Raw genomic sequence first — 21455 nt, 5'->3', positions numbered from 1 at the left:
CCCGAGGGCCTCGACACCGACAGCGTGTACCCCGCCGGGATCTCGACCAGCCTGCCCGCCGACGTCCAGGAGGCCTTCATCCGCACGATCCCCGGCCTCGAGCGCGCCGTCGTCCTGCGGCCCGGCTACGCCGTCGAGTACGACGCCGTCGACGCCCGCGACCTCGACCACACCCTCGGCGCCCGCGGCGTCCCCGGCCTGTGGTTCGCCGGCCAGATCAACGGCACCTCCGGCTACGAGGAGGCCGGCGCCCAGGGCCTCGTCGCCGGCGCCAACGCGGCCCTGTCCGCCCTCGGCCGCCCGCCGCTGATCCTCGGCCGCGAGCACGCCTACGCCGGCGTCATGATCGACGACCTCGTCACCCAGGGCTGCGACGAGCCGTACCGCATGTTCACCGCCCGCGCCGAGTACCGCCTGCTGCTGCGCGAGGACAACGCCGACGCCCGCCTTTCGGGCATATCCCTTCAAACAGGTCTCATCGACCATGTCCGATACGACAGGGCCATGGCCCGCGCCGCCGTCGTCCGGAGGTTGGTCGAGCGCCCCGACCCCGACGCCCCCGCCTGGCTGAGCGAGCGGGCCGAGGCGCAGCGCTGCTACGCCGGCTTCCTCGAGCGCCAGGAGAAGGAGATCCGGGTCATGCGCGGCGGCGCGGCCGATCTGCCGATCGACCCCGACACCGACTACCGGCGCCTGCCCGGCCTCACCGCCGAGGCCGCCGAGCGGCTCGCCCGGGTGCGTCCGGCCAGCACCGGCCAGGCCGCGCGGATCCCCGGCATGACCCCGGCCGCCCTGATGTGCCTGTGGGCCCACGTCCGCGCCGCCCAGCGCCGCGCCGAGGCGGCCGCCGAGCTCTGAGGCGCCTCGCCTCCGCCTCTCGCCCACGCGTCGACCCCCGGGCCACCTCGCAGCGGCCGCGCCGGCCCATGAAGGAGCTCGCGCCGCTGCTGCTCCTCGTCGTGGTCGTCCTGCAGCGCGCCTCCACTGCGTACAATGGCGATTCACATCACCGCGCCCGCGCACGCGCGATCGCCCAATGTCACCAGCGTCACTCCCACCATTCCCCCGGTCCGGATCAGCGCGCCCCGCTCCGCCCTTCCACCGGCGAATTCGGCCCTGGAGCCCCTCCAGCCGCGCTTCCAGGCGAACACCGTTCGCGCGCCATCAATAGAAATTGATCATGCCGACGCTCCATGTGGGCACATCCTGAGGCGCGGATCGCCGCGATCCAGCGAGGCTCAATCATGCGACATCGTGTCACCTTGCTCCTCGGGCTGGCGGCCCTGTCGGCCTGCGTCGGCCCCGACAAGCCCGTGTCCGGATTCGGCAACTACAGCCCCCCGGGGAGCGGCCCCGGCACGGGCGCCCAGCCGGCGGGCACCACCACATCTGCCACCACGGACATCGAGTCTGACAGTGGCAGCGCCGCCGATCCCTCGACCTCCGACGCGCCGACCACCGGCGCCGCCACGACCACCTCCGGGGCCGCCCCGCCCGATCTCCCGCTCCCCGATCCGACCAGCGACAGCACCGCGACCGGCAGCAGCGGTGACGGCCCCGATCCGGTCGGCCAGGGCGAGGGCCAGCTGTGCTTCGACGACGACGACTGCCCCGACAGCGCCCCGTACTGCGGGGACAACGAGTGTCACGACGGCGACGAGGGCGACGCGTGCGACGACGACGACGACTGCGGCGAGGCCACCCCGAGCTGCGTCGCCAACATCTGCTACGACGGCAACGAGGGCGATCCCTGCAAGAACGACTTCGACTGCGGCCCCTTCTCGCCGGTGTGCGTCGTGGGCCAGTGCTGGGACGGCCAGGAGGGCGACCCGTGCATGAATCACAACGACTGCGCGCCCTTCTTCGGCTGCAAGGGCGGCGCCTGCACCGACGACGGACCGTGATCGTCGGCGCGCGCCCGAGGCGCCGGACCGCCGGCTGCACCTGAACTTCGCGTCATCCGAGCGCCGCCTCGCGCGTGATCGCGCGAGCACCGCGTGCCCGACGGAGGGCCGTCCTGTTAGGCTTGGCGCCCGTGCCCGCGACGCGCCCTGCCCGTGTTCCTCGCCGCCTGCGCGGGGTTTTGGCGCTGCTCGGGTTGCTGCTCGCCTGCCTCGCGTGGCGCACCGCGGACGCCTCCACGCGCGACACTCGCTGGCGCACGCTCGAGACCGATCACTTCTACATCCACTACTACCAGGGCAACGAGTACCCGGCCGAGAAGGCCGCCATGGTGCTCGAGCGGGCGCACGAGCGGCTGTCGACCAGCCTCTCGCATTCGCCGTGGCTCAAGACCCACGTCGTCTATCAAGACCACACCGACGCCGCCAACGGCCTCGCCAACACCAGCCCGTACCCGCGGATCGTCGCCTACGTCACCGCCCCCGACTCGATGTCCGTGCTCGAGGGATACGACGACTGGATCGACATCCTCCTGACCCACGAGTACACCCACATCATCCACCTCGACACCACGCACGGCGTCCCGCGCCTCGTCAACGCGTTGCTCGGGTTCGGCCGCGCCGGCAAGGTCTGGCAGCCCAACGTCATCCAGCCGCGGTGGTTCGTCGAGGGCCTCGCCAGCCACGAGGAGACGCGCCTGACCAGCCAGGGCCGCGGGCGTCACAGCCAGTGGGAGATGTACCTGCGGGCGCCGATCGTCGAGCACGGCTTCATCCCCATCGATCGCGTCTCCTCCGGCGCCAACATCTTCCCGCACGGCAGCAGCGTCTACCTCTACGGCCTCTACCTCCTGCGCTACATCAGCAACCGCTACGGCGAGGACAAGCTCGCCGAGCTCAACCACGTCTACGGCAACCAGACCCTCCCGTTCGCCATCAACCGCGCCGTCGAGAAAGTCCTCGGCGTCACCTGGGAGAAGCTGTGGGAGGAGTTCGAGCTCGACACCGTGCGGCGCTTCCAGGGCCAGGCGCGGGCGATCCGGGCCCGGGGGATCCGCGAGGGCCGGCGGATCACCTTCACCACCAGCGCCCAGGCCTCGGGCAACTTCGTGCGGCACCCGTTCTGGTCGCCCGACGATCAGCACATCTACTTCTTCGAGGACGACGGCCACTCGAACCCCGGCATCCGCCGGATCAAGGCCACCGGCGGCTCGATCCGCGAGGGCGTCGGCGTCGGCAAGCAGGGCCAGACCCTCGGGATCGAGCGGATCGTCGAGCTGCAGGACGCCGGCTCGGGCTCGTTCGTGGGCGTCTCCGAGGACATGGTCTTCGAGATCTGGGGCGTGCACGACCTGCGCTACTCGTGGACCGATCTATGGCGCTGGCGCCCGCCCGCGCCCGGCGCCCGCAACGTGCGTCAGAACCCCGGCGACCTCGAGCAGCTGACCTTCGGCGCCCGCGCGCGCGACCCTCACGTCTCGCCCGACGGCCGCACCGTCGTGTTCTCGCGCAACGACTCGGCCCAGGCGCGCCTGGCCTTCCTCGACCTCGCGACCAAGCAAGTCACCGACGTCGCCCCGATGGAGCGGATCCAGATCGTCACCACCCCGCGGTGGTCGGCCGACGGCAAGAAGGTCGCCTACTCCGCCTTCCGCGAGGGCGGCATGCGCGACATCTACATCTACGACCGCGAGGCGCAGACCACCGTGCGGGTCACCGCCGACCGCTTCCTCGACAGCGAGCCGAGCTGGACCCCCGACGGCAAGTACGTCCTCTTCAACAGCGACCGCGACGGCGTCTTCAACATCTACGCCTACGAGGTCGCCACCGCGCGCGTCCATCAGGTCACCAACGTCATCGGCGGCGCCTTCGAGCCGGTCGTCAGCCACGACGGCACGAAGCTCGTCTACCTCGGCTTCACCGCCTACGGATATGACCTTTGGGTCATGAAGCTCGACCCCGCCGAGTTCTTCGAGCCGCTGCCGGTCCAGGACGGCCTGCCGCAGATCGACGATCCCACCCCCGACGAGGCCGGCGATCGCGGCCGCCCGGTCAGCCTGCAGAGCAAGCGCTACCGGGCCTACAAGACCTTCTTCCCGCGCACGATCTTCCCCTCCGCGCTGTCGTCGGCGACCACCGGCAACTTCGGCACCGAGATCGGCGCCGCGATCGGCGTCAGCGACGTCCTCGATTTCCACACCCTCTCGATCAACGGCGGCTACAACACGGCGTTCGGCCGCCCGACCGGCTCGATCTCCTACGAGTTCTCGCGCTTTTTGCCCCTCTTCCGCGTGCTCGTCAGCCGCGACTACGTCCGTCGCGGCAGCTTCCAGCGCTACGTCTACGACGTCCCCGGCGACACCATGCCCGGCGACGCCGCCCCGCCCTACCTGCAGACCGGCTACGACGAGCGGATCACCACCGCTCGCGCCGCCGTCAGCGTGCCCGTGGTCCGCCACCCGGTCCACAACGCCTCCGCCAGCCTCAGCTACTCGTACACCCACTACGCCAACGCCGGCACCGCCCCCGCGGTCGATCCCAACGCCCCCGCCTCCTCGCTGCCCGACCTCGGCGGCCTCGGCTACGTCGCCTTCGGCTTCGACTACGACAGCCGCCGCACCACCCGCTACGCCTACGGCAACGAGACCGGGCGGGCCGCCAGCCTCAACATCAACCTCATCGACCCGCACCTCGGCGGCCGCTTCTCCGACGTGTGGGTCAGCGGGCGCTACGTCGAGATGCTGCGCATGCCGTGGCGCGGCCACCAGGTCCTCGGCCTCGCCCTCGAGGGCGCCGCCTCGGCCGGCACGCTCGGCCGCCGCTCGCCGTTCTACATCGGCGGCACCTCGCAGCAGGCCGAGGTCCTGCGCAACTTCCTCTTCCGCACCCCCTACGCCGACTACGGCAACCTGCGCGGCTACCAGCCGTTCGCCTTCCCCGGCCGCTACTACGGCGTGCTCAACGTCGAGTACCGGATCCCCCTGGCCGACGTCGAGCACGGCCTCGGCACCCTGCCGGGCTTCTTGCGCCGCCTGACCCTCGCCCCGTTCGTCGACCTCGGCGCCGCCTGGGGCGCCGGCGGCGAGAAGTTCACCCGCCAGGCCCTCAAGTGGGGCGTCGGCGCCACCTTCATCGCCAGCTTCAAGCTCGGCTACGGCGACGCCATCGACCTCGTGCTGCAGTACGCCCGCGGCCTCGACAAGGAGACCGGCCTCAACTACTTCCGCGCCGCCGTCGCCCGCAGTTTCTGACCTTTCAGACATGTCCATCAGGACATGCCTCGACAGACCTGTCCCAAACAGATGGTCACCCGGTCGCCCGGCCGGCGTCGTGAAGCCATGCTCGACCGCGCAGGAGGAGGTGGCGTGCGGCCCGTCCTCGCCCTGGATCCGCTCGCTGCGGTCAGCCCGCCGCGCAGGCCGCCCCGCCTACAGAGCTCGTCGTCGACCTCGCCGGCGATGCGACCCGGGCCGTCAACGACCACATGTCCCTCAGGACATCTCGCGTGCACCACGATGCCCGCCGCTCGCCCGCGAAGCCACGCCTCGCACCTGCGCACACGCGGGGCCTGCTCGCGGTGGAGGTCGGTGCGGATCATGGGAACGCCGCGCCCGCCGGTCGGCGACGCGGCGCGAGCATGTCCCTCGCACGCGGCGGCGCGACCTCGCCGACACCTCGCCTCGCCGATGCACGCGCCGCGCGGGGCAGCGGCCGCCCCGCGGTCACCGGTCGTAGCCGGCGTCACTTGCGACGCCGGCCGCGTTCTCCACCGTAGAGAGCGCCAGGAGGTGAGCGTGAATCAGAGAGACCCCTTGCTCCTCGCCGCGGAGGCCGGCGATTCACACGATCCGTCCACAGTGCCGCACGCGTACGCCGCCAGCGTCCAGGACGGCGAGCTCTACCCCGCGTACGACGGCACCCACGTGTCCGACTGGTGGTGGGTCATCCTCCCGTCGCAGGTCCCGAGCGACCGGCCCGCGGGCGACGACATGCTCGGGTTCACCTGTCGCATGGAGCAGGAGGACGACCGCCACTGGCGCGTCCGCGTCCAGGGTCACTTCCGCGACGCCGGCGATCGGCCGGGCAGCGCCGTCGTGCTACTCATCCACCGCTGAGCGGCGAGGAGCGGCGCGCGTCCGAGACATGTCTCTTCGGACATGCCCGCGATCCTGCGGCGACCAAGCCATCCGCGAGGTCGCCGACGAGCCGCATATCACGAGCTCGACAACGCCTCGCGGAATGTGCGAGATAAAACGAAGAGCCACTCTCCGGACTCGAACCGGAGACCTGCTGATTACGAATCAGCTGCTCTACCAACTGAGCTAGAGTGGCACTCGCGCCCCCAACAAGTGGAAGCGAGGGCCGGGCTTTTACCCGGCCCTTCGGCGCCCGTCAAGCACTTTTTCCGGCGGGAGCGCTCACGTGGGCTCGGGGCAAGCGCGCGGCGAGTAGCCGACCACCGCATGGTCGCCGCAGGCCACGCACTTGTTCGAGTACGTCTTGCGTGCGCCGTCGGTCAGCTTGCCGCACACCGGCGAGTATTCGCGCGTGCAGATGCTCGACCGGGTCGTGCACTCGACGAACACCTCGGTCGAGTCGCCGGGAGGCTGCTCCGTCGGCCCCGCGGTCTCGCCCGCGCTCGCGGCGACCGGCGCCGTCTCGGGCGTCGTCTCCGGCGCCGGCGTCTGCGCGCCACCACCCCCGCCGCCCACCGTCCCGGCGGGCTCGGCCTGGCTCCCCGGCACGCCGGAGCCGGCGCCCGCGGTGTCCTTGCAGCCCCCGGTGAACAGGATCGTGGTGCCGAGCGCGAGAGTGAGGGTGCGAAGTAGGGCCTGCTGGATCATCGGGGTCTCCTGACGCCGCATCGGTAGCACGCCTCCGCGGCGCGTGCATCCGGCCACTGCCCGCTTGCGGATCTCCCCATCATCGCGGACGCTGATGCTGTCTAGACCGCTGTCCCGAGAATGGAGCCGTCCATGCGCCGCGCGTTCTGCCTGTGTTCGCTCGCTGCTCTCGTCGCCCTCGCCCCGACGTCCGCGACCGCTGGTCTGCGCTCCTGTCGCCTGCCGCTTCGTTCGGCCGCCGCCGGCAAGCCGTGTCAGGACCCCGGCTCGCTGCCGACGACCGACCTGCAGTACCCGCAACCCCGCGGCCTGTCCTCGCTGATCGTCGGCGCCAGCCTGTTCGCCTTCGGCATCCCCACCACCATCGTCGGCAGCCTCCTCGTGCGAAACCCCGAGCCCGGCCCCGAGGGCCCCGCGCCCGGTGGCCCCTACGCCGGCCTGTACTTCTTGGTCCCCGGCGCCTTGATGATCCTCGTCGGCATGCCGCTCACCGCCATCGGCGCCGTCCGCTACGAGCGTTTCACCCGCGACCGCGACAACTGGACCGCCCGCGTCCGCGTCAAGCCATCCGGGGGCGGTTTCGCGCTGCAGTTCTAGGCAGGACCCGCGCAACGCGGCGAGCGGCTGATTCGTCATCAGCAGGTCTCGGTGCGCGCCCGGTCCCGTCAGCGCGAACCACGCCCGCGACGCCGCGCCATCATCATCACCAGCAGCAGCCCGAGCCCGCTCCCGCCCGCTCCGCCCGAGCGACAACCGCAGCCGCCGTCGTCCGCCGGGCCGAGCTCAGCGTCGCCGGTGTCGGGCGGCGGCTCCTCGCCCGACCCGCCCTCGGTCGTCGGCTGTGAGTCGCCGGAGCTCTCGGTCGCCGCCGCGCCCTCGAGCACGATGTCCGCGCACTGGTAATAGAGGTCGTTGGTGCCGACCTCGTACGGCGGCTTGTCGGTCATCACCTGGATCAGCTGCAGCGTGCACGCGTCGCAGCTCATCAGCGGCAGCGTCACCTCCTGCTCGTACGTCTGCTGCGACCCGCTCTTGTCGGCGATCTCGTCGACCAGCACGGCAGGGTTCGAGTAGAAGTCGTCGTAGCCGGCGGGATCGGCGAAGTCGTCGTGGCCCTCGGGGTCGAAGCTGATCCGGAAGTGCCCCGGGTGGTCGATCGTCTCGGTCCAGCGGACCACGATCGTCTCGCCGCCCTGGAACGTCGCCACCTCCGCCCCGCGGACGTCGTCGGGTCCCAGGCCGCACGGCCCGACCTTCTGCTCGACGTGCCGCGGCAGCGGCGAGCTGAGGGCGATGTGAGCGCCGGCCGCCGGCCCGACGAGGGCGACACCGGCGAACGCGAGGACGGGGGCGAGACGGTGCATCGGCGAGGCCCTCTTCGGGCCGCGAGTGTAGCGACTTTCGCCGCCGCCCCGCCTACTCGGGCCCCGCCACCTTCGAGTCGTCGCGCGCGCTGCGGATCCCGTCGAGCAGCGACTGCGCGCGCTCGGCCATGAGCGTCCCGTCGCCCTTGTGCGCGGCCACGAGGCGCTCCAGCCACGGCTCCACCTCGGCGCGAATTTCAGGAGAGGTGGCGCGGAGTTGGCCCAAAACTTTAAAGATCGCGTTCTCGTAGCTCTCGGCCGGCAGCAGCAGCTCGAAGTGGTCTTGCTGGCCGTCGGGTCGGAGGTACACGACCTCGACCGGGCACGTCGACGTCCGCTCCTCCGGCGTCGCCGTGTCGTACGCGTGCATCAGCGGCCCGTTCGCGCGCTCGTTGCCGAGGATCCCGAGGCTGAACACGATCGCGCAGCGCACCGGGAGCGCGGCCGAGGGCAGGCGATCGGTCAGCATGCGGTCGAGGTCCTTCGCCTCGCGCTGGTCGCGGTGCTGCGCGATCGCCCACGCCGCCACCCGCTGGGCCTTCTCGTCGCCGCGCTGCAGGATCTGCCCGAGCACCGGCAGCACCGCCGGCACCTGGATGTACCCGGCCGCGATCAGCAGCCGCCGGTCGATCACTCCGGCCGCCAGGTCGCGCTCGAGCTCGCCGATCAGCTGTTCGGCGACGTCGCGGTCCTGGTAGCGGGCCAGCGAGATCAGCGCCTCGCGCCGCAGGTTCGGGTCGGGCGACCGCACCGCCGCGCGCAGGTCGGCGAGGATCGCCTTGCGCTCGGAGGTGACGTCGACGAAGCGCCCCAGGGCCCACGCCGCCCACGCCCCGACCTCGCCGCCGCGGACCAGCTGCTGGCGCAGCGTCGGCACGATCGTCGGGTGCCGGCGCACCGACAGCTCGGCGATCGCCTGCAGCCGGCGGGGCTGAGTCTCGGGCTCCTCGCCTCGCAAAGAACTGACGTGAATTCCAACCCTTCGGTAGTAAGGGTTGAAGTCCTGGTTGACGAAGTTGAAGAGCAGGTAGGTCAACCCGCCGGCCAGCAGCAGCACGATCGGGAAGCTGACCGACGAGCGCTGCATCGTCGCCGCCACCATCACCGCGTCGTCGCTGGCGCGGGCGAACCTCGGGTCCTTGCCCTGCAGGTACGTCATGCGGAACGACCCGACGAACAGGAGCTCGTCGATCAGCAGCGCGTCGACGACCGCCACCACGCACAGCGCCGCGTAGTAGCCGACCAGCAGCATCGTCTCGGTCGACGCGTCGGCCGGCACGTCGCGGATCAGCTTCGCCAGGTAGACCGCCGCGATCATGCCGCCCAGGTTGGCGATGACCGCGGCGACCAGCAGCTTGTTGCGCACGGGGACCCCGCGAGCTCGCGGGCGGTAGCCAGGGGGAAGACCGGAGGGTTCGGCGGGCGCCACGGGGCTCGTCATACCGCGGATGGACGCCGCCCGGGGCGACCGGTTCCGGCAGCCGCGTTCGGCCGGCTCCGGGAGCAACCCCGCCGGCCTGCGCGTCTCGATCCCTCCCCCCGCGGTCGTCCTCGCCCCCAGGCTCCCGATCCGCGACCCCGTGCCCGGGCACCGTTCGGCCGTCTCGCCCTCGCCGCCGGTGCTTGTTGCTCTCGGCCAGCTGGCGCCCGAGCTCGGTGTGCGGCGGGTCGTCGTCGACGTAGGCGTCGCCGTAGATCCGCGCGACCTCGGCGCTCCATCCGGCCAGCGCGCGGCGGGGCGCGCCCGGTAGGTCCACCGCGACAGTGCCGCGACCGGGCTCCGACAGCTCGAAAGGGCCTCCTGAGCGACACCTACCTGATGGGCCGCACAATCCAGAGCGGGCCAGAGAAGCCGGTCGAGGCACCAGGTCGCCCTCGCCCGCGCCGCCTGCTCGACCGCCGTTTCGCCGTTTTTTGGACTTCCTCGGCCGACGTGCCTAGCGTCGCCGCGTATGTCGACGCAGCCAGCCCCGCGCGCCGGAACGGCCGCACGTACGCTGGCCCCTCGCCGGGCCCAGCCGCGCACGCTCGCGCCGACCGCCGCGCCTGCGCTCGAGCTCGTCGCCACCTCCGAGGCCGCGCCCGAGACGGCCGCCGGCGTGCGTCGGCGTCGCCTCACCGTCCTCCCGGTCCTCGAGTCGGCGGCCATGGCGATCGGCCTCGCCGCCGTCGCCGCCGTCCTCTGGCAGGACCTCGCCGCCGCGCGCGACGAGGGTCGCGTCATCCCCGGCGTGCGCCTCGGCGGCCACGACGTCGGCGGCATGACCGCGGCCGAGCTGCCTGCCATCGCCGAGACCGCCGTCCTCACCGCCCTCGACCGCAAGCTCGTCCTCGCCGCGCCCGGCGTCGAGGTCGAGTCGACCGCGCGCGCGCTCGGGGCCGTCCCCGCGCCCGAGACCGCGATCGCCGCCGCCCTGCGCGTCGGCCACAGCGGCGACCTCCTCGCCGACCTGCGCGCGCGCGACCGCGCCCTCCGCGGCGAGGTCGACCTCGCCCCCGGCTTCCGCTTCAACGAGGACGTCGCGCTCGAGCAGCTGCTCGCGCTGGCGCCCCGGGTCGAGCGCCCCAGCCTCGCCACCCGCTTCGACATGGACAACCGGCGCGTCCTCCCGGCCCAGCGCGGCAGCCGGCTGTCGGCCTTCGACTCGCTGTCGGCCGTGGCCGTCGGGCTCGCCTCCGGGGCTGACCGTATCGACCTGGTCACTCAGCCAGGTCCCGAAATACCTGACCCTTGGGCCAGCATCGCCGACGGCCTCGACATCGGCGCCGTCCTCGCCGCCTTCGAGACCCCCTACTCGACCGAGGGCAGCTACGCCGACCGCGCCTACAACCTCAAGATCGGCGCCGCCCCGCTCGACGGCTACGTGCTGATGCCCGGCGCCACCATGTCCTTCAACCAGGTCGTCGGCGATCGCACCGGCGAGGCCGGCTACCGCTTCGCCGCCGGCATCGCCGACGGCGAGCTGATCGACACCGTCGGCGGCGGGATCTGCCAGATCAGCTCCACGCTGTACGGCGCGGCCTTCTTCGCCGGCCTCGACCTCGTGCACAGCCGGCCGCACAGCCGGCCCAGCGCCTACGTCGACATGGGCCTCGACTCGACCGTCGTCTACGGCCACGTCGACATGAAGCTCAAGAACCCGTTCGACTTCCCGGTCGTGTTCCACACCCGCGTCGCCGCCGGCAAGGTGCGCGTCGAGGTGCTCGGCGCGCGCAAGGTCTTCGACGAGGTCGCCTTCGAGCGCCGCGTGCAGGAGGTGTTGCCCTTCAACACCATCGTGCGCAACGACTCCAACCTCGCCAGCGGGGCCGAGACCGTGTCGCAACGCGGCATGCGGGGCTTCAAGGTCGTCCGCACGCGCAAGCTGTACCAGGCCGGCGAGGTCGCCAGGACCGAGTCCTGGGACCTCTTCTATCCGCCCACCACCGAGATCGTCCGCCGCGGCACCAACCCGCGCGGCGAACGACCCGACGCCAAGAAGCTCCAGCCCCTGCGCGATCCGGCCCGCGAGCTGCGGATCGTCCAGTAGCGCACCCGCGCGCCCCTGCAGCGGCCGTCGCCACCACCTGTCTCTCGAGACATCTCGTCTCCACGCCGCGAGCGCTTCGATGAGCGACAGTCCGCGTCGTCCGCTCCGCATCACCGCCAGGCGAGCGACCGGGGCCGCAAGATCGCCAGGTGCCCGGCCTCCCGCAGCACGACCTCCGGCTCGCCGTCGTCGTCGAGGTCGGCCACGCTCACGCTGGTCGGCGGCGAAATCGACAGCTCGACGCGCGTGAAGCGAAAGCTCGCCCCGTCGGGCTGCACGCCGACGTGCAACGTGCTCCCTCCGTCCGTCACCGCGCTCCGGGTCACCGCCAGGATCTCCGGCGCTCCATCTCCGTCGAGATCGCCGTGCGTCGCCGCGACGACCTCCTCGAGCAGGCCCGGCAGCGTGGCCGCTGGCGCCCCCGATGGCCCCTGCACCACCACGAGGCGTTTGGCCGCGACCCCGAGCAACTCGAGGTCGCCGTCACGATCGAAGTCGAGGAAGGAGATCGATTGCAGCCCGCGTTGCGGCGACCACACGCGGCGCGGCAGGAACTGCCCGTCGCCGCGTCCCGGATGCACGACCACTCCCGAAAGGCTCGACGGCGCCACCAGATCGAGGACGCCTCTCCGCTCGAGATCGAGCAAGCGAAAGCTCCCGGCGGGGAGCAGTCCTGCGCCGTCGAGCGGAGCCCACGAGGAGGCTTTCAGCGCGCGCGACCGCAGCCCGGTGAAGCGAATCGTCCGCAGTTCACCGAACCCCGACACTCCGAGCAACTCCAGCTCGTGATCGCCGTCGAGATCGGCCGGCCAGACCGCGAGGTCGCCCGCTGCGACCGTCGCCAACCGCTCCGTCACCGGCGCGCCACCGCCGTCCAGCGTGAGCTCGTGCAACTCGGTGCCCCATCGATCTCGCGGCCGCACCACCAACATCGCCTCGGTGCGGCCGTCGCCCTCGAAGTCCGCCCGGACCACCCCGCGCACGCTCTCGGCGGTCGGGATCCACGCGGCGACATCCTGGTGTTGCAGCGCCCCGAACTGTCCTTCCCCGTCGCCGAAGGCCACGCCGATCGTCGCCCCCGCGGCGAGCAAGTCGGTGATGCCGTCGTGGTCGACATCGATCAGCGAGAGCGAGCGGGGCGCCGAGTAGATCGGCGTGGCCGCGAGCGCCTCATCGATGGCCAGGTCCAGCACCTGCAGCGTCCCAGCGTGGACGTTCAGCAGCTCCGGCTGCGGGTCCCCGTCGACCTCGACCACCCGCACCGACCCGAAGCCCTCCACGAGCAGCCCTCGCGCCCCCAGCGCCGTGAAGTCGTCGCCGCTGCGGATCCACGGGGTCAGGACGGTGCGAAACACGTCGTTCACCGCCGTCGTCCGCTGGACCAGCAGGTCGCGCGTCGCATCACCGTCCAGGTCGACCAGGGCCAGCGCGTCGCAGGCGTCGAGGCTGACGCGCCGCGGCGCCTCGGGCTCGGCCGCGAGGATGTCCGCCACACGGAGCACCCCCGACGGACCGCAGAGAAACACCTCGGAGCCCTCGCCGCGGATCATCGCGCTGGCGGACTCGAACCCCGGCGCGTTCAGCCCGCGCGTCGACACTTGTCCCTGCAGGTCGACGATCGCGGGGATTCCGGCCCGGAGCAGCAACAGGTCGAGCGTGCCGTCCGTCCCGTCCCATGGCACGAGCGACCGTGCCCACCCGTCGATCGCATGCTGAAACACCTGCTCGGGCTCCCCCGCGGTCGAGAAATCGACTCCCCAGACCGTACTCGTCGCCACAAGCCCTTGGCCGGCGCCGAGGCCCGCCAGCACGAGCTCGAGATCGCCGTCGCCGTCCACGTCCGTTCGGATCGCCTCGGTGACGAAGCCCTCCGCGGAAAACCGCGAGCCCGCCCGGAACCCGCCCTCGCTCTCCCGCAGGAACGTGGAGAGCGTCGGACCTGACCATCCGACCATGTCCATTCGACCATCCGAGTTCACGTCGAGCGCATGAACCCCCTGCAAACCGGTCACCCCGCCGACGGACGCGGAGCCCACCAGTTGACCGTCGCCGCGGACGAATTGCAGCTGCAACTCACCCGTCGGCTCGGCCGTCGCCGGCACGATCAGGACCTCCTCCTGCCCGTCGCCCTCGACATCGATCGGGAACGCCGCGGCGACGTCCGCTCGCGTCCACCGCGTCGCCCACGACAGCCCGGGGCCCGGTAACAACGCGCCCACCTCGCCGGGATCCGGCGCCGCGTAATAGAGCTCCTCGCGCCCGTCCCCGTCGCGATCGGCGGCCGCGAGCACCGTCGCTGGCGCCGGCGAAGCCCCTGCCAGCGGCGGCCCTGCCTGCAGCGCCACCCGCTCCACCGTGGACGAGCCACTTGCCAGCACGTGGAGCGCTTGGCTGTCGCCGGCCTCGCGTACCACCGCGAGCGCGCGCGGCTCGGGCCCGGTCGGCAGCGTCACGCGCTCGCGCACCTCGCCGGCGCCGTCGCCGTACAGCACCGTCACCGTATCGCCGAGCACGTCGGCCGAGGCGAGGTCGAGCGCACCATCCCCGTCGAGATCCGCGGCCGCCACCGCCAGCGGCGCCGGGCCGACCGCCAGGCTTTGTCCGGGCGAGAGGCCCCCGCGCCCGTCGCCCGCCAGCACCTGCAGCACCGAACGGCCGGGGAGCGCCAGCACGACGTCCGTCGCCCCGTCGCCGTCCCAGTCGCCCGCCGCCATGCCGCGGATCTCCGCGTCCGTCTCGAGGACCGGCCCCGCCATCAGCCCGTGCAACACCCTCACCGCGCCGCCCGCAGTCGCAGTGACGAGCTCGGCCGGCGCCGCTCCGTCCAGCTCCGCGGCGAGGATGCTCGTGACCCCTTCGCCCGCCTCGACGAGCCGGATCTCCGCGAGCGATCGGCCGCTCTCGCCCGCGCGCACACCCACCGCCCCGGCCCCCGGCAGCGTCACTGCGACATCCCGGCGCCCATCGCCATCGAAGTCCGCCACCGCGAGGCCGCCGCTCGCCGGGCCCATCGACCAGGTCGTCGCGCGCCGGCCCTCGCCGCTCCACACGATCGTCACCGAGCCCCCTTTCTCGCTGGCCGTCACCAGATCCGGCACGCCATCCTCGTCCATGTCGGCAAGGACGAGCGCATCGGGGCTCACACCGAAGTGCACCTGCCGCAGATCCTTCGGGTCGACGCAGCGCCGTCCGACGAGCGCGACTTCCCCCTCACCGCACGCCTCCTCGACGCAAGCCGCCGGAGCGAGCGCCACCGCCAGCACCGCCGGCGCTCCGCCACGAATCCGCCACATCATGGCCCCCCCGGTTCGGATGCATCCACCCGCTCGAGCAAGAATCCGAGCGTCGTGGGCACCGCCGCGGGCCCCATCCATCGCAGCGAGTAGCGACCGGCGGCAAGGTCGGCGCGCGCGCGTTCGCGGGCGAGCACACGAATCGGCGGCCCACCGCCACACCCCGAGCACGGAGTCATCACGACCGCGTTGAGCGACACGGCCTCGTCCGGCCGCTCGGCGATCGCGCGCAGCTCGAACGTCCCCGGCTCGCGCACCGTGAGCGTGTGCAGCACCTGCAGATGATCGCCGTCGTACGGCCCCACCGCATCGTCCTGCGAGCAATCGAGCATGCGAAACACCGCCAGCCGCGAGTCATCCCACTCGAGCGCCGGGGCCGAACACTCCAGCAATTTCGGGTCGAGCTGCGGACGGATGCAGTCGGCCGGCAGCGCCTCGAAGGCCGCGATGCTCTCGTCGAGGCTCACCCCGAGCACGGTCCGCAGCGCCTCGTCCACGTCGGTGACCGACGAACGACGAGAGAGCAGCGAGTAGAGCGCGAGGAACTTCGCCATGCCGTGCTGCTGCACGAGCAGCCGCACGAAGCCCACGGAGGCCAGGCCGAGCTCGGCAGGACCCCCGCCGAGCTCGTCCTGGACCCGCTTCGCCTGCCCGAGCGGCAGTTCGGTGAGCCCGTCCGCTTGCCAGTGGAGCCCCTGGTAGCCCTCGGCCAGCCCCTCCGCGAAGAACGGCAGCGCACGACGAGAGCGCTCGCTCGCCAGCGCGTGCACCAGTTCGTGATTGTGCGGCATCAGCACGCTGAACACCTCGTCGCCGCGAGCGCAGCCGAACGCGGAGCGGCGACACGGAAGCAACGCCCAGTGCTCCCCCGGGTACCAGCGAAATTCGATGCGCTCGTCGCCGGTCGGCGGCGCTTGCTGCATCTCGGCGGCCAGCCGGGCGACGAACTCGTCCATGTGCGCCATCGTCCCCCCGCACAGGTCGAACCCGGGCTCCGCGCGGACGACCACGTGCTCCCCCTCGAACACCTCGAGCGGCCCTTCGCAGGCCGACAGCGCCGCCGCGACGATGATCAGCGCGCGGCCTCTCAACCCTCCGAGCTCCTCACGGCGGCGACCCATACCACGCCAGCGCCGTCGCCATTCCCTGCGCCGAGGCCCTGCATGGGCACGTGGACCGTGCAGCGCGAGCGCTCGAACCGATGGCGAGGGTGCGGCGGGACAGCGACCGTCGCGGAGCACAACGGTCCGGAACTCGCCGCGAAGTTCGGGCGGTCGACCTCGCATCCAGGCGTAGTCGCGGCGTTCTCGTGGCGATCGCCGCCGTTTCCAGGTCCCGGCATCCGCTCGACGCCGGCGGCCGGGTTGACTTCCGGTCGACGGACGAGGATGCTGGTCAGCATATGCTGACATTCCTTGCCCGTGTCGTCCCTGGGTGCTTGCTAGCGACCGCCTGTCTGGCCGCGAGCGGCTGTACAGGCCCCAACAGCGAAGACGGCCATCTCCACGTCTCTCTGCGCCCGCTGTTCTATTCGGCGGTCCACCAGCCCTCGGGGCTGCGCGCCCTGTTGGGCTCGAAGGTGTGCTTCGACGCCGGGATACCCGCTTCGGATGACACGTGGTTCGAGGGCATCGAAGCCTGCTACGACATGGCGATCGCTGGCGTGCCGATCGCCGACGGCGACTGCGTGATCCTCGACCAGCCGAGCGGCGTGCGAATCGACTACACGCCGCGCGCGGACTGTCCCTTCGACGAGGCCGAGTTCGAGCTGCTGCCCGACCGCTTCCGCGTCGAGGGGGTCCCCGTCGACGGGCTGCGGGCGCGGCTCGAGTGGCACATGGAACACTGGGCGGAGCACCTCGCCGAGCGGCTGTCGTCGCGCCCGGCCGACCTGATCCCGGGCGCCGACGAGCCGCTGCGGCTGGTGCCGGACGTCCTGGTCGGCTTCCCCATCAACGTGATCGACGCCGCGGGCGAGCGGGTCGGCTGGGACCTGTCGCAGGGGCGCGTGCTCGAGGCGAAGGGCGGCGACCCGGCGCGGACGCTGGCGCCGATCGAGGACACCGATGCGTTGTGGCCGGTGCGCGTCGGCGCCGGTGAGCAGAGCACGCTCACGCTCGAGGTCGCCGGCGCGGTGCTACCGGTGGCCACGGTGGTGGCCACGCCGGTCGAGCAGGCGGCGTCGCTCGAGATCGTCGCGGCGGTCGGCGACGAGCCGTTCGGGGCGCGGGCGATCGTGCGGGACGGCGAGGGGCGGGTGATCCTCGGCGCGCCGGTGGAGTGGAGCCTGGTCGAGGGCGAGCTGGCGCTCATGCCCGTCGACGACTTCACGCCGCCCGAGTACACGATCGTCGCCGACGACTGCGTGCCGCCGCCGACGGCGGCCGAGAGCCGGCGCGCGGTGCTGCGGGCGCGGCTCGGGGAGCTGAGCGACGAGCTCGAGATCGAATGGACGGCGATGCCTCCCGAGGAGGTCCGCGACGAGCCGTTCTCGCCCAACCCGGCCTGCCAGCGCGGCACCGGACCGGCCGGAGACGACGGCCTCGGCGACCGCGGCTGCAACTGCGCTTCGACAGCCGGCGCCGGTGGCGGCAGCGGGGCGTGGTTGGCCGCGCTGGCGCTGATGCTCGGCGCACGGCGGAGGCGCAGCGGCGGCTGAGCCCGCGCGCGCCGCCGCGTCCCCGGGACTGCGTCGAATTGCTCGGCTCGCCGGCTCGCGCACGCATGACCGATCGGGCATGTCAGATAGAACATGCCCTTGCGGTCATGTCGTTTCGAACATGCCTTCACGTACACGTCCCGCGCGCCAGCGCGGCGCGGCAGGCCGTCAGGGCCGCGTCGCGGGCCTCGAACATGGCGAAGCGCTCGCGCGCGACCACCGAGCCGACGATCAGCGTCGCCGTCAGCACCTTGACCGGGTCGCCGCCGGCGAGCAGCGCGATGTAGACCAGGTGTGGGTCGGCGAACATCTGGATGATGTGGCGCCGGATCTCCGGCCCCGGCATGTTCGCCTCGCCGAGCTCCACCATCAGCGTGTAGGGCGCCCCGTCGCTGGTCAGGCGCGACAGCTCGGCGCGCATCACCTGGACGCTGAACTCGCTCGGCAGCGGCAGCTCGTGGTAGCTGATCACCCCCGGCTCGACGGCGGCGATCCTGGCGCGGATCGCCGCCACGTCGGCCACCCCGCGGGGCATCGCCACCGGGTCGAGCGCGCGCAGCAGGTCGGTCATGCTCGCGTGGCGGCGCCCCGGGTCGGGCTCGAGGCCGCGGGCGATCGCCGCCTGCAGCCAGCCCGGCACCTCGCTGTCCGCCGGGACAGCTGCGATCGCGCCGGCGCGGATCGCCTGCAGCCGGGCCTGCAGGCCGCGCAGCGGGAACGGCGACAGCCCGTGCAGCGCCTCGAACAGCGCCACGCAGAACGCGAACTGGTCGGCAGCCGCGCTCCCGGGGTCGCCGGCGAACAGCTCCGGGGCCATGTACGCCGGCGTCCCCGCCAGCCCCTCCCCGCTCGCCTGGGCCTCGCCGACCATCCGCGCCAGCCCGAAGTCGGCCACCCGCACGCTGCCGTCGCGCCCGACCATCACGTTGGCCGGCTTGAAGTCGCGGTGCACCAGCCCGATCGCGTGCGCCGCCGCCAGCCCGCGCCCGGCCGCCAGGAACGACTCGACGATCACCGGCCACGGCTTGCGCGGCCCGGCCAGCCACTGCTCGAGCGTCTCGCCGTCGACGTGCTCCATCACCACGAACAGCCCACCGCGGCCGTCGGGCAGCGTGTACGTGCCGACGTCGTGGACCACCACCGCGTTGGCGTGCGACAGCCGGGCCATCGCCTGCGCCTCGCGCAGCAGCAGCTCCGGCGCGGCCGCCTCGCGGTCCTGGTGCATCAGCTTGATCGCCACCCGGCGATCGAGCCGCGGATCGTGGGCCGCGTAGACCGTGCCGAACCCGCCCGCGCCGAGCGGCCGCAACAATTGATAGTGCCCGAGCATCACCGGCCCGGCCGCCCCGAACATCTGCTGCTCGATCTGCCGCAGCAGCATCGCCGTCCCGACCGGATCGGTCTCGCCGAGGACCGTGACGTCGAGCGACGGCAGCGTGGCCGCCGGGTCGAGCGTGCGCGGGGTCGGCGTCATCCGAGCGACGATAGCATCCTCCCCGCGGTCGCCGACCGCCGCGCGTCGCGGGCACCTCCGCCTGGCGGCGGGAGCTTGAAATCCCCCTGTCGTGCCCGTACCGTGGCGCTCCGGTGAACGACGACGCCGAGCTGTTGACCCGCTGGCGCGCCGGCGATCCCGCGGCCGGGAGCGCCCTCGTCCGCCGCCACGTCGCCACGCTCGCCCGCTTCTTTCGCGGCAAGACCGGCGACCTCGCCGACATCGTGCAGCAGACCCTCACCGCCTGCGTGCAGGCGCGCGACCGGCTCCCCGAGGGCCTCGAGTTCCGCGCCTGGCTCCTCGGGATCGCCCGCAACGTGCTCCTGCACGACCTGCGTCGCCGCGGCCGCAAGCCGGAGCCCGAGCTCCTCGACGACCAGGGCCTCGCCGCCCCGAGCGTCCTCTCCCCCAGCCGCGCCGTCGCAGCACGAGCCGAGCGGCGGCTCCTGCTCCGCGCCCTCCGCCGCCTGCCCTACGACCTGCAGTGGTTGATCGAGCTCCACTACTGGGAGGATCTGCGTCAGGACGACGTCGCCGTCATCCTCGAGATCCCGCCGGGCACCGTCAAGAGCCGGCTGTCGCGGGCCAAACGGCTGCTGCGGGCCGAGATCGAGGCCCTGACGGCCGATCCGGCGCTGCGCGCCTCGACCGTCGACGACCTCGACCGCTGGGCCCGCGACGTCGCCGGCGGCGGCGACGACGACGAGTGATTCGCGCGAGGCCGTCGCTCGCGCGGCCGAACACGAAGCTGTCGATGGACGCCGGGCATCCGACCCGGCGCCCGTTCCTTGGTCGCTCAGCCCTCGCTCGCGCGGCCGAACACGAAGATGTCGGTCGGCACCAGCGCGACCTGTCCTCCGGGCAAGTTCAGCGTCGTGTGGATGACGCCCTTCCCCTGCGCGACGGGTGCGAGGCCGGCCAGCGCGAACAACCGCGTCAGGTCGCCGCGCTGCAGCGCGGCCGGCTGGATCCCGTGGCGCAGCACCCGGCGGAGCCCGGGAGGCGGCCCGGCGAACTCGGCGAACAGGTACTCGAAGTACGCCTCCGCGGCCGGCGACAGCTCGACCACCAGCGCCCGACCGCGCGCGCCGAGCAGCTGGGCCAGCCCGGCGACCGCGGCCACGCGGGCCGCGTCGTCGAGCTGGTGCAGGACCGCCCGCACGTACAGGTTCGCGTCGCCGAGGCGCGCGTGGAGGGCCTGCGCGGCCGCGGCATCGAGCAGGTCGAGCCTGGCGAATTCGAGCCCCGGCCGCGGCTCACCGGCGCGCGCGATCGCCAGCCCCGCCTCCGACACGTCGACCCCGACCACGTGCGCGAACCTCCCGGCCAGCGCGCGCGCCTGCGTGCCGTGGCCGCAGCCGATATCGACGAGCGGTAGGTGTGGATCGAGGTGGGCACCGAAGCGATGCAGGTCGTCGAGGACCCCGACCTCGGGGCGGCTGTCCCAAAAGACCTGTCCGGGCTCGTCGGTGGTGTCGCTCCAGTAGTCGTCCCAGATCTTGGCGTAGTGCGCGGCGCTCATCGGCTCTCCTTTCGCCCGGCGGACCCGGGCGACTCGGCAATTCCCGGCCGCCGCCAAAGGTTCACGCCGCCGCCGGGAAAAATTCTCGTGAACCAAGCCGCGCCGGCGGGAATTGCCCGGTCGACCCTCACCAAGGAGTACGACCCGATGTTGACGCTCGAAGCGCGCGAGTACGGCCCCGACAGCACCCCCGCCGAGATCGAGGCCATCCAGGCCCGCCTCTACATGATCCGCCCCGGCGTGGTCATGTACCGCGAGGTCCCGGCCCCCAGCCCGTTCCAGATCGGTCTGTTCGCCGACAAGCTGCGGGCCCTCACCGCGGGCCTGTCCACCTACGCCATGGTCATGGACCTCACCGGCGCCAAGCCGCCGGGCGGCCGCTGCCGCGAGGCCCTGCGCGAGATGTTCGCCGACCAGCACGCGCTCGCGCACGTCGCCGTGATCACCGGCGGCAATTTCATCATCAACGGCGTCGCCAAGCTGCTGCTCAAGAACAGCGGCGTCCGCAACATGACCATGTGCAAGGACGAGGCGGACGCGCTGGCGACGCTGGCCGCGCGCTGACCGCAGCGGCGGCCGGCCGGCGACGGACCGCCCGCGCCGCCGAATTTTTTGTCCCACACGCGACCTGACCTACAAGGGGGCAATCGCCGGAGCCGCACCATGCCAGAGCTGACCGCCCCCAAGGAAAAGGTCGATTTCTCGCTCGACAACCGCCAGGTCTTCTTTCTGTTCTTCGGCCTGTCCGTGGTCGGATGCTTCGTGTTCGCGCTCGGCGTGATGGTCGGGCGGCGCAACGAGGCGGGACAGGCCAACGCCCAGCTCGTCGCCCAGAACGAGGCGCGCG

General features: G+C 72.3%; 16 protein-coding genes, 1 tRNA gene and 1 pseudogene. 10 read left to right on the top strand and 8 right to left on the bottom strand.

Annotated elements, in window-relative coordinates; translation table 11 throughout:
• From K7C98_RS37750 to K7C98_RS37735, 4 genes are all read left to right on the top strand, one after another.
• Positions 1–858: FAD-dependent oxidoreductase (locus K7C98_RS37750; protein WP_224196746.1), on the top strand; the 858-nt coding region annotated here is incomplete at its 5' end.
• 386 nt (positions 859–1244) lie between these two features.
• Complete coding sequence (locus K7C98_RS37745; RefSeq protein WP_224196745.1) at positions 1245–1904, top strand: hypothetical protein; 660 nt, start codon at positions 1245–1247, stop codon at positions 1902–1904.
• A 131-nt stretch (positions 1905–2035) separates the two neighbouring features.
• Positions 2036–5152 (top strand): hypothetical protein, encoded by a 3117-nt coding sequence (locus K7C98_RS37740; protein ID WP_224196744.1) that lies wholly within the window; start codon positions 2036–2038, stop codon positions 5150–5152.
• A 543-nt stretch (positions 5153–5695) separates the two neighbouring features.
• A complete protein-coding gene (locus tag K7C98_RS37735; RefSeq protein ID WP_224196743.1) occupies positions 5696–6016 on the top strand; it encodes a hypothetical protein in 321 nt (106 codons plus the stop codon).
• Positions 6017–6160: 144 nt separating this feature from the next.
• On the opposite strand, the gene K7C98_RS37730 is transcribed toward K7C98_RS37735, so the two are convergent.
• Positions 6161–6233 (bottom strand) — tRNA-Thr (locus K7C98_RS37730).
• An 86-nt stretch (positions 6234–6319) separates the two neighbouring features.
• Entirely contained in the window at positions 6320–6745 is a 426-nt protein-coding gene (locus K7C98_RS37725) for a Kazal-type serine protease inhibitor family protein (RefSeq protein WP_224196742.1), read from the bottom strand.
• 132 nt (positions 6746–6877) lie between these two features.
• Between K7C98_RS37725 and K7C98_RS37720 the strand changes: the two genes are divergently transcribed.
• Positions 6878–7342, top strand: coding sequence for a hypothetical protein (locus K7C98_RS37720; RefSeq protein WP_224196741.1), 465 nt, complete (start codon positions 6878–6880; stop codon positions 7340–7342).
• Between the two features lie 68 nt (positions 7343–7410).
• Here the strand turns inward: K7C98_RS37720 and K7C98_RS37715 are convergent, their stop codons facing one another.
• Positions 7411–8109 carry an SCE4755 family polysaccharide monooxygenase-like protein gene (locus tag K7C98_RS37715; protein WP_224196740.1) on the bottom strand — a complete coding sequence of 233 codons (699 nt, stop codon included), beginning with the start codon at positions 8107–8109 and terminating at the stop codon, positions 7411–7413.
• Between the two features lie 52 nt (positions 8110–8161).
• Positions 8162–9475, bottom strand: a complete 1314-nt coding sequence (locus K7C98_RS37710; protein ID WP_224196739.1) for a HEAT repeat domain-containing protein — start codon at positions 9473–9475, stop codon at positions 8162–8164.
• Between the two features lie 586 nt (positions 9476–10061).
• Between K7C98_RS37710 and K7C98_RS37705 the strand changes: the two genes are divergently transcribed.
• Positions 10062–11639: a VanW family protein gene (locus K7C98_RS37705; protein WP_224196738.1), complete on the top strand. Its 1578-nt coding sequence runs from the start codon at positions 10062–10064 to the stop codon at positions 11637–11639.
• 110 nt (positions 11640–11749) lie between these two features.
• Here the strand turns inward: K7C98_RS37705 and K7C98_RS37700 are convergent, their stop codons facing one another.
• On the bottom strand, positions 11750–14752 hold the full coding sequence (locus K7C98_RS37700; protein ID WP_224196747.1) for an FG-GAP-like repeat-containing protein: 3003 nt from the start codon (positions 14750–14752) through the stop codon (positions 11750–11752).
• Positions 14753–14931: 179 nt separating this feature from the next.
• Positions 14932–16023 (bottom strand): hypothetical protein, encoded by a 1092-nt coding sequence (locus tag K7C98_RS37695; RefSeq protein ID WP_224196737.1) that lies wholly within the window; start codon positions 16021–16023, stop codon positions 14932–14934.
• A 347-nt stretch (positions 16024–16370) separates the two neighbouring features.
• Here K7C98_RS37695 and K7C98_RS37690 point away from each other — a divergent pair, with 347 nt between their 5' ends.
• Positions 16371–17591: an MYXO-CTERM sorting domain-containing protein gene (locus K7C98_RS37690; RefSeq protein WP_224196736.1), complete on the top strand. Its 1221-nt coding sequence runs from the start codon at positions 16371–16373 to the stop codon at positions 17589–17591.
• A 127-nt stretch (positions 17592–17718) separates the two neighbouring features.
• Here the strand turns inward: K7C98_RS37690 and K7C98_RS37685 are convergent, their stop codons facing one another.
• Positions 17719–19065 (bottom strand): serine/threonine-protein kinase, encoded by a 1347-nt coding sequence (locus K7C98_RS37685; RefSeq protein ID WP_224196735.1) that lies wholly within the window; start codon positions 19063–19065, stop codon positions 17719–17721.
• A gap of 113 nt (positions 19066–19178) precedes the next feature.
• Between K7C98_RS37685 and K7C98_RS37680 the strand changes: the two genes are divergently transcribed.
• Positions 19179–19796 (top strand): RNA polymerase sigma factor, encoded by a 618-nt coding sequence (locus tag K7C98_RS37680; RefSeq protein WP_224196734.1) that lies wholly within the window; start codon positions 19179–19181, stop codon positions 19794–19796.
• Positions 19797–19882: 86 nt separating this feature from the next.
• On the opposite strand, the gene K7C98_RS37675 is transcribed toward K7C98_RS37680, so the two are convergent.
• Entirely contained in the window at positions 19883–20608 is a 726-nt protein-coding gene (locus tag K7C98_RS37675; protein WP_224196733.1) for a class I SAM-dependent methyltransferase, read from the bottom strand.
• Positions 20609–20755: 147 nt separating this feature from the next.
• Here K7C98_RS37675 and K7C98_RS37670 point away from each other — a divergent pair, with 147 nt between their 5' ends.
• Both K7C98_RS37670 and K7C98_RS37665 read left to right on the top strand, forming a co-directional pair.
• Positions 20756–21172: a hypothetical protein gene (locus K7C98_RS37670; RefSeq protein ID WP_224196732.1), complete on the top strand. Its 417-nt coding sequence runs from the start codon at positions 20756–20758 to the stop codon at positions 21170–21172.
• A gap of 99 nt (positions 21173–21271) precedes the next feature.
• Positions 21272–21455: pseudogene (locus K7C98_RS37665) on the top strand (hypothetical protein); the annotation flags it as partial.

Source organism: Nannocystis pusilla, assembly GCF_020073745.1.
Lineage (GTDB): Bacteria > Myxococcota_A > Polyangia > Nannocystales > Nannocystaceae > Nannocystis > Nannocystis radixulma.
The sequence above is the reverse complement of the archived record's forward strand: the minus strand, read 5'-3'. Positions and strand labels throughout refer to the sequence as shown.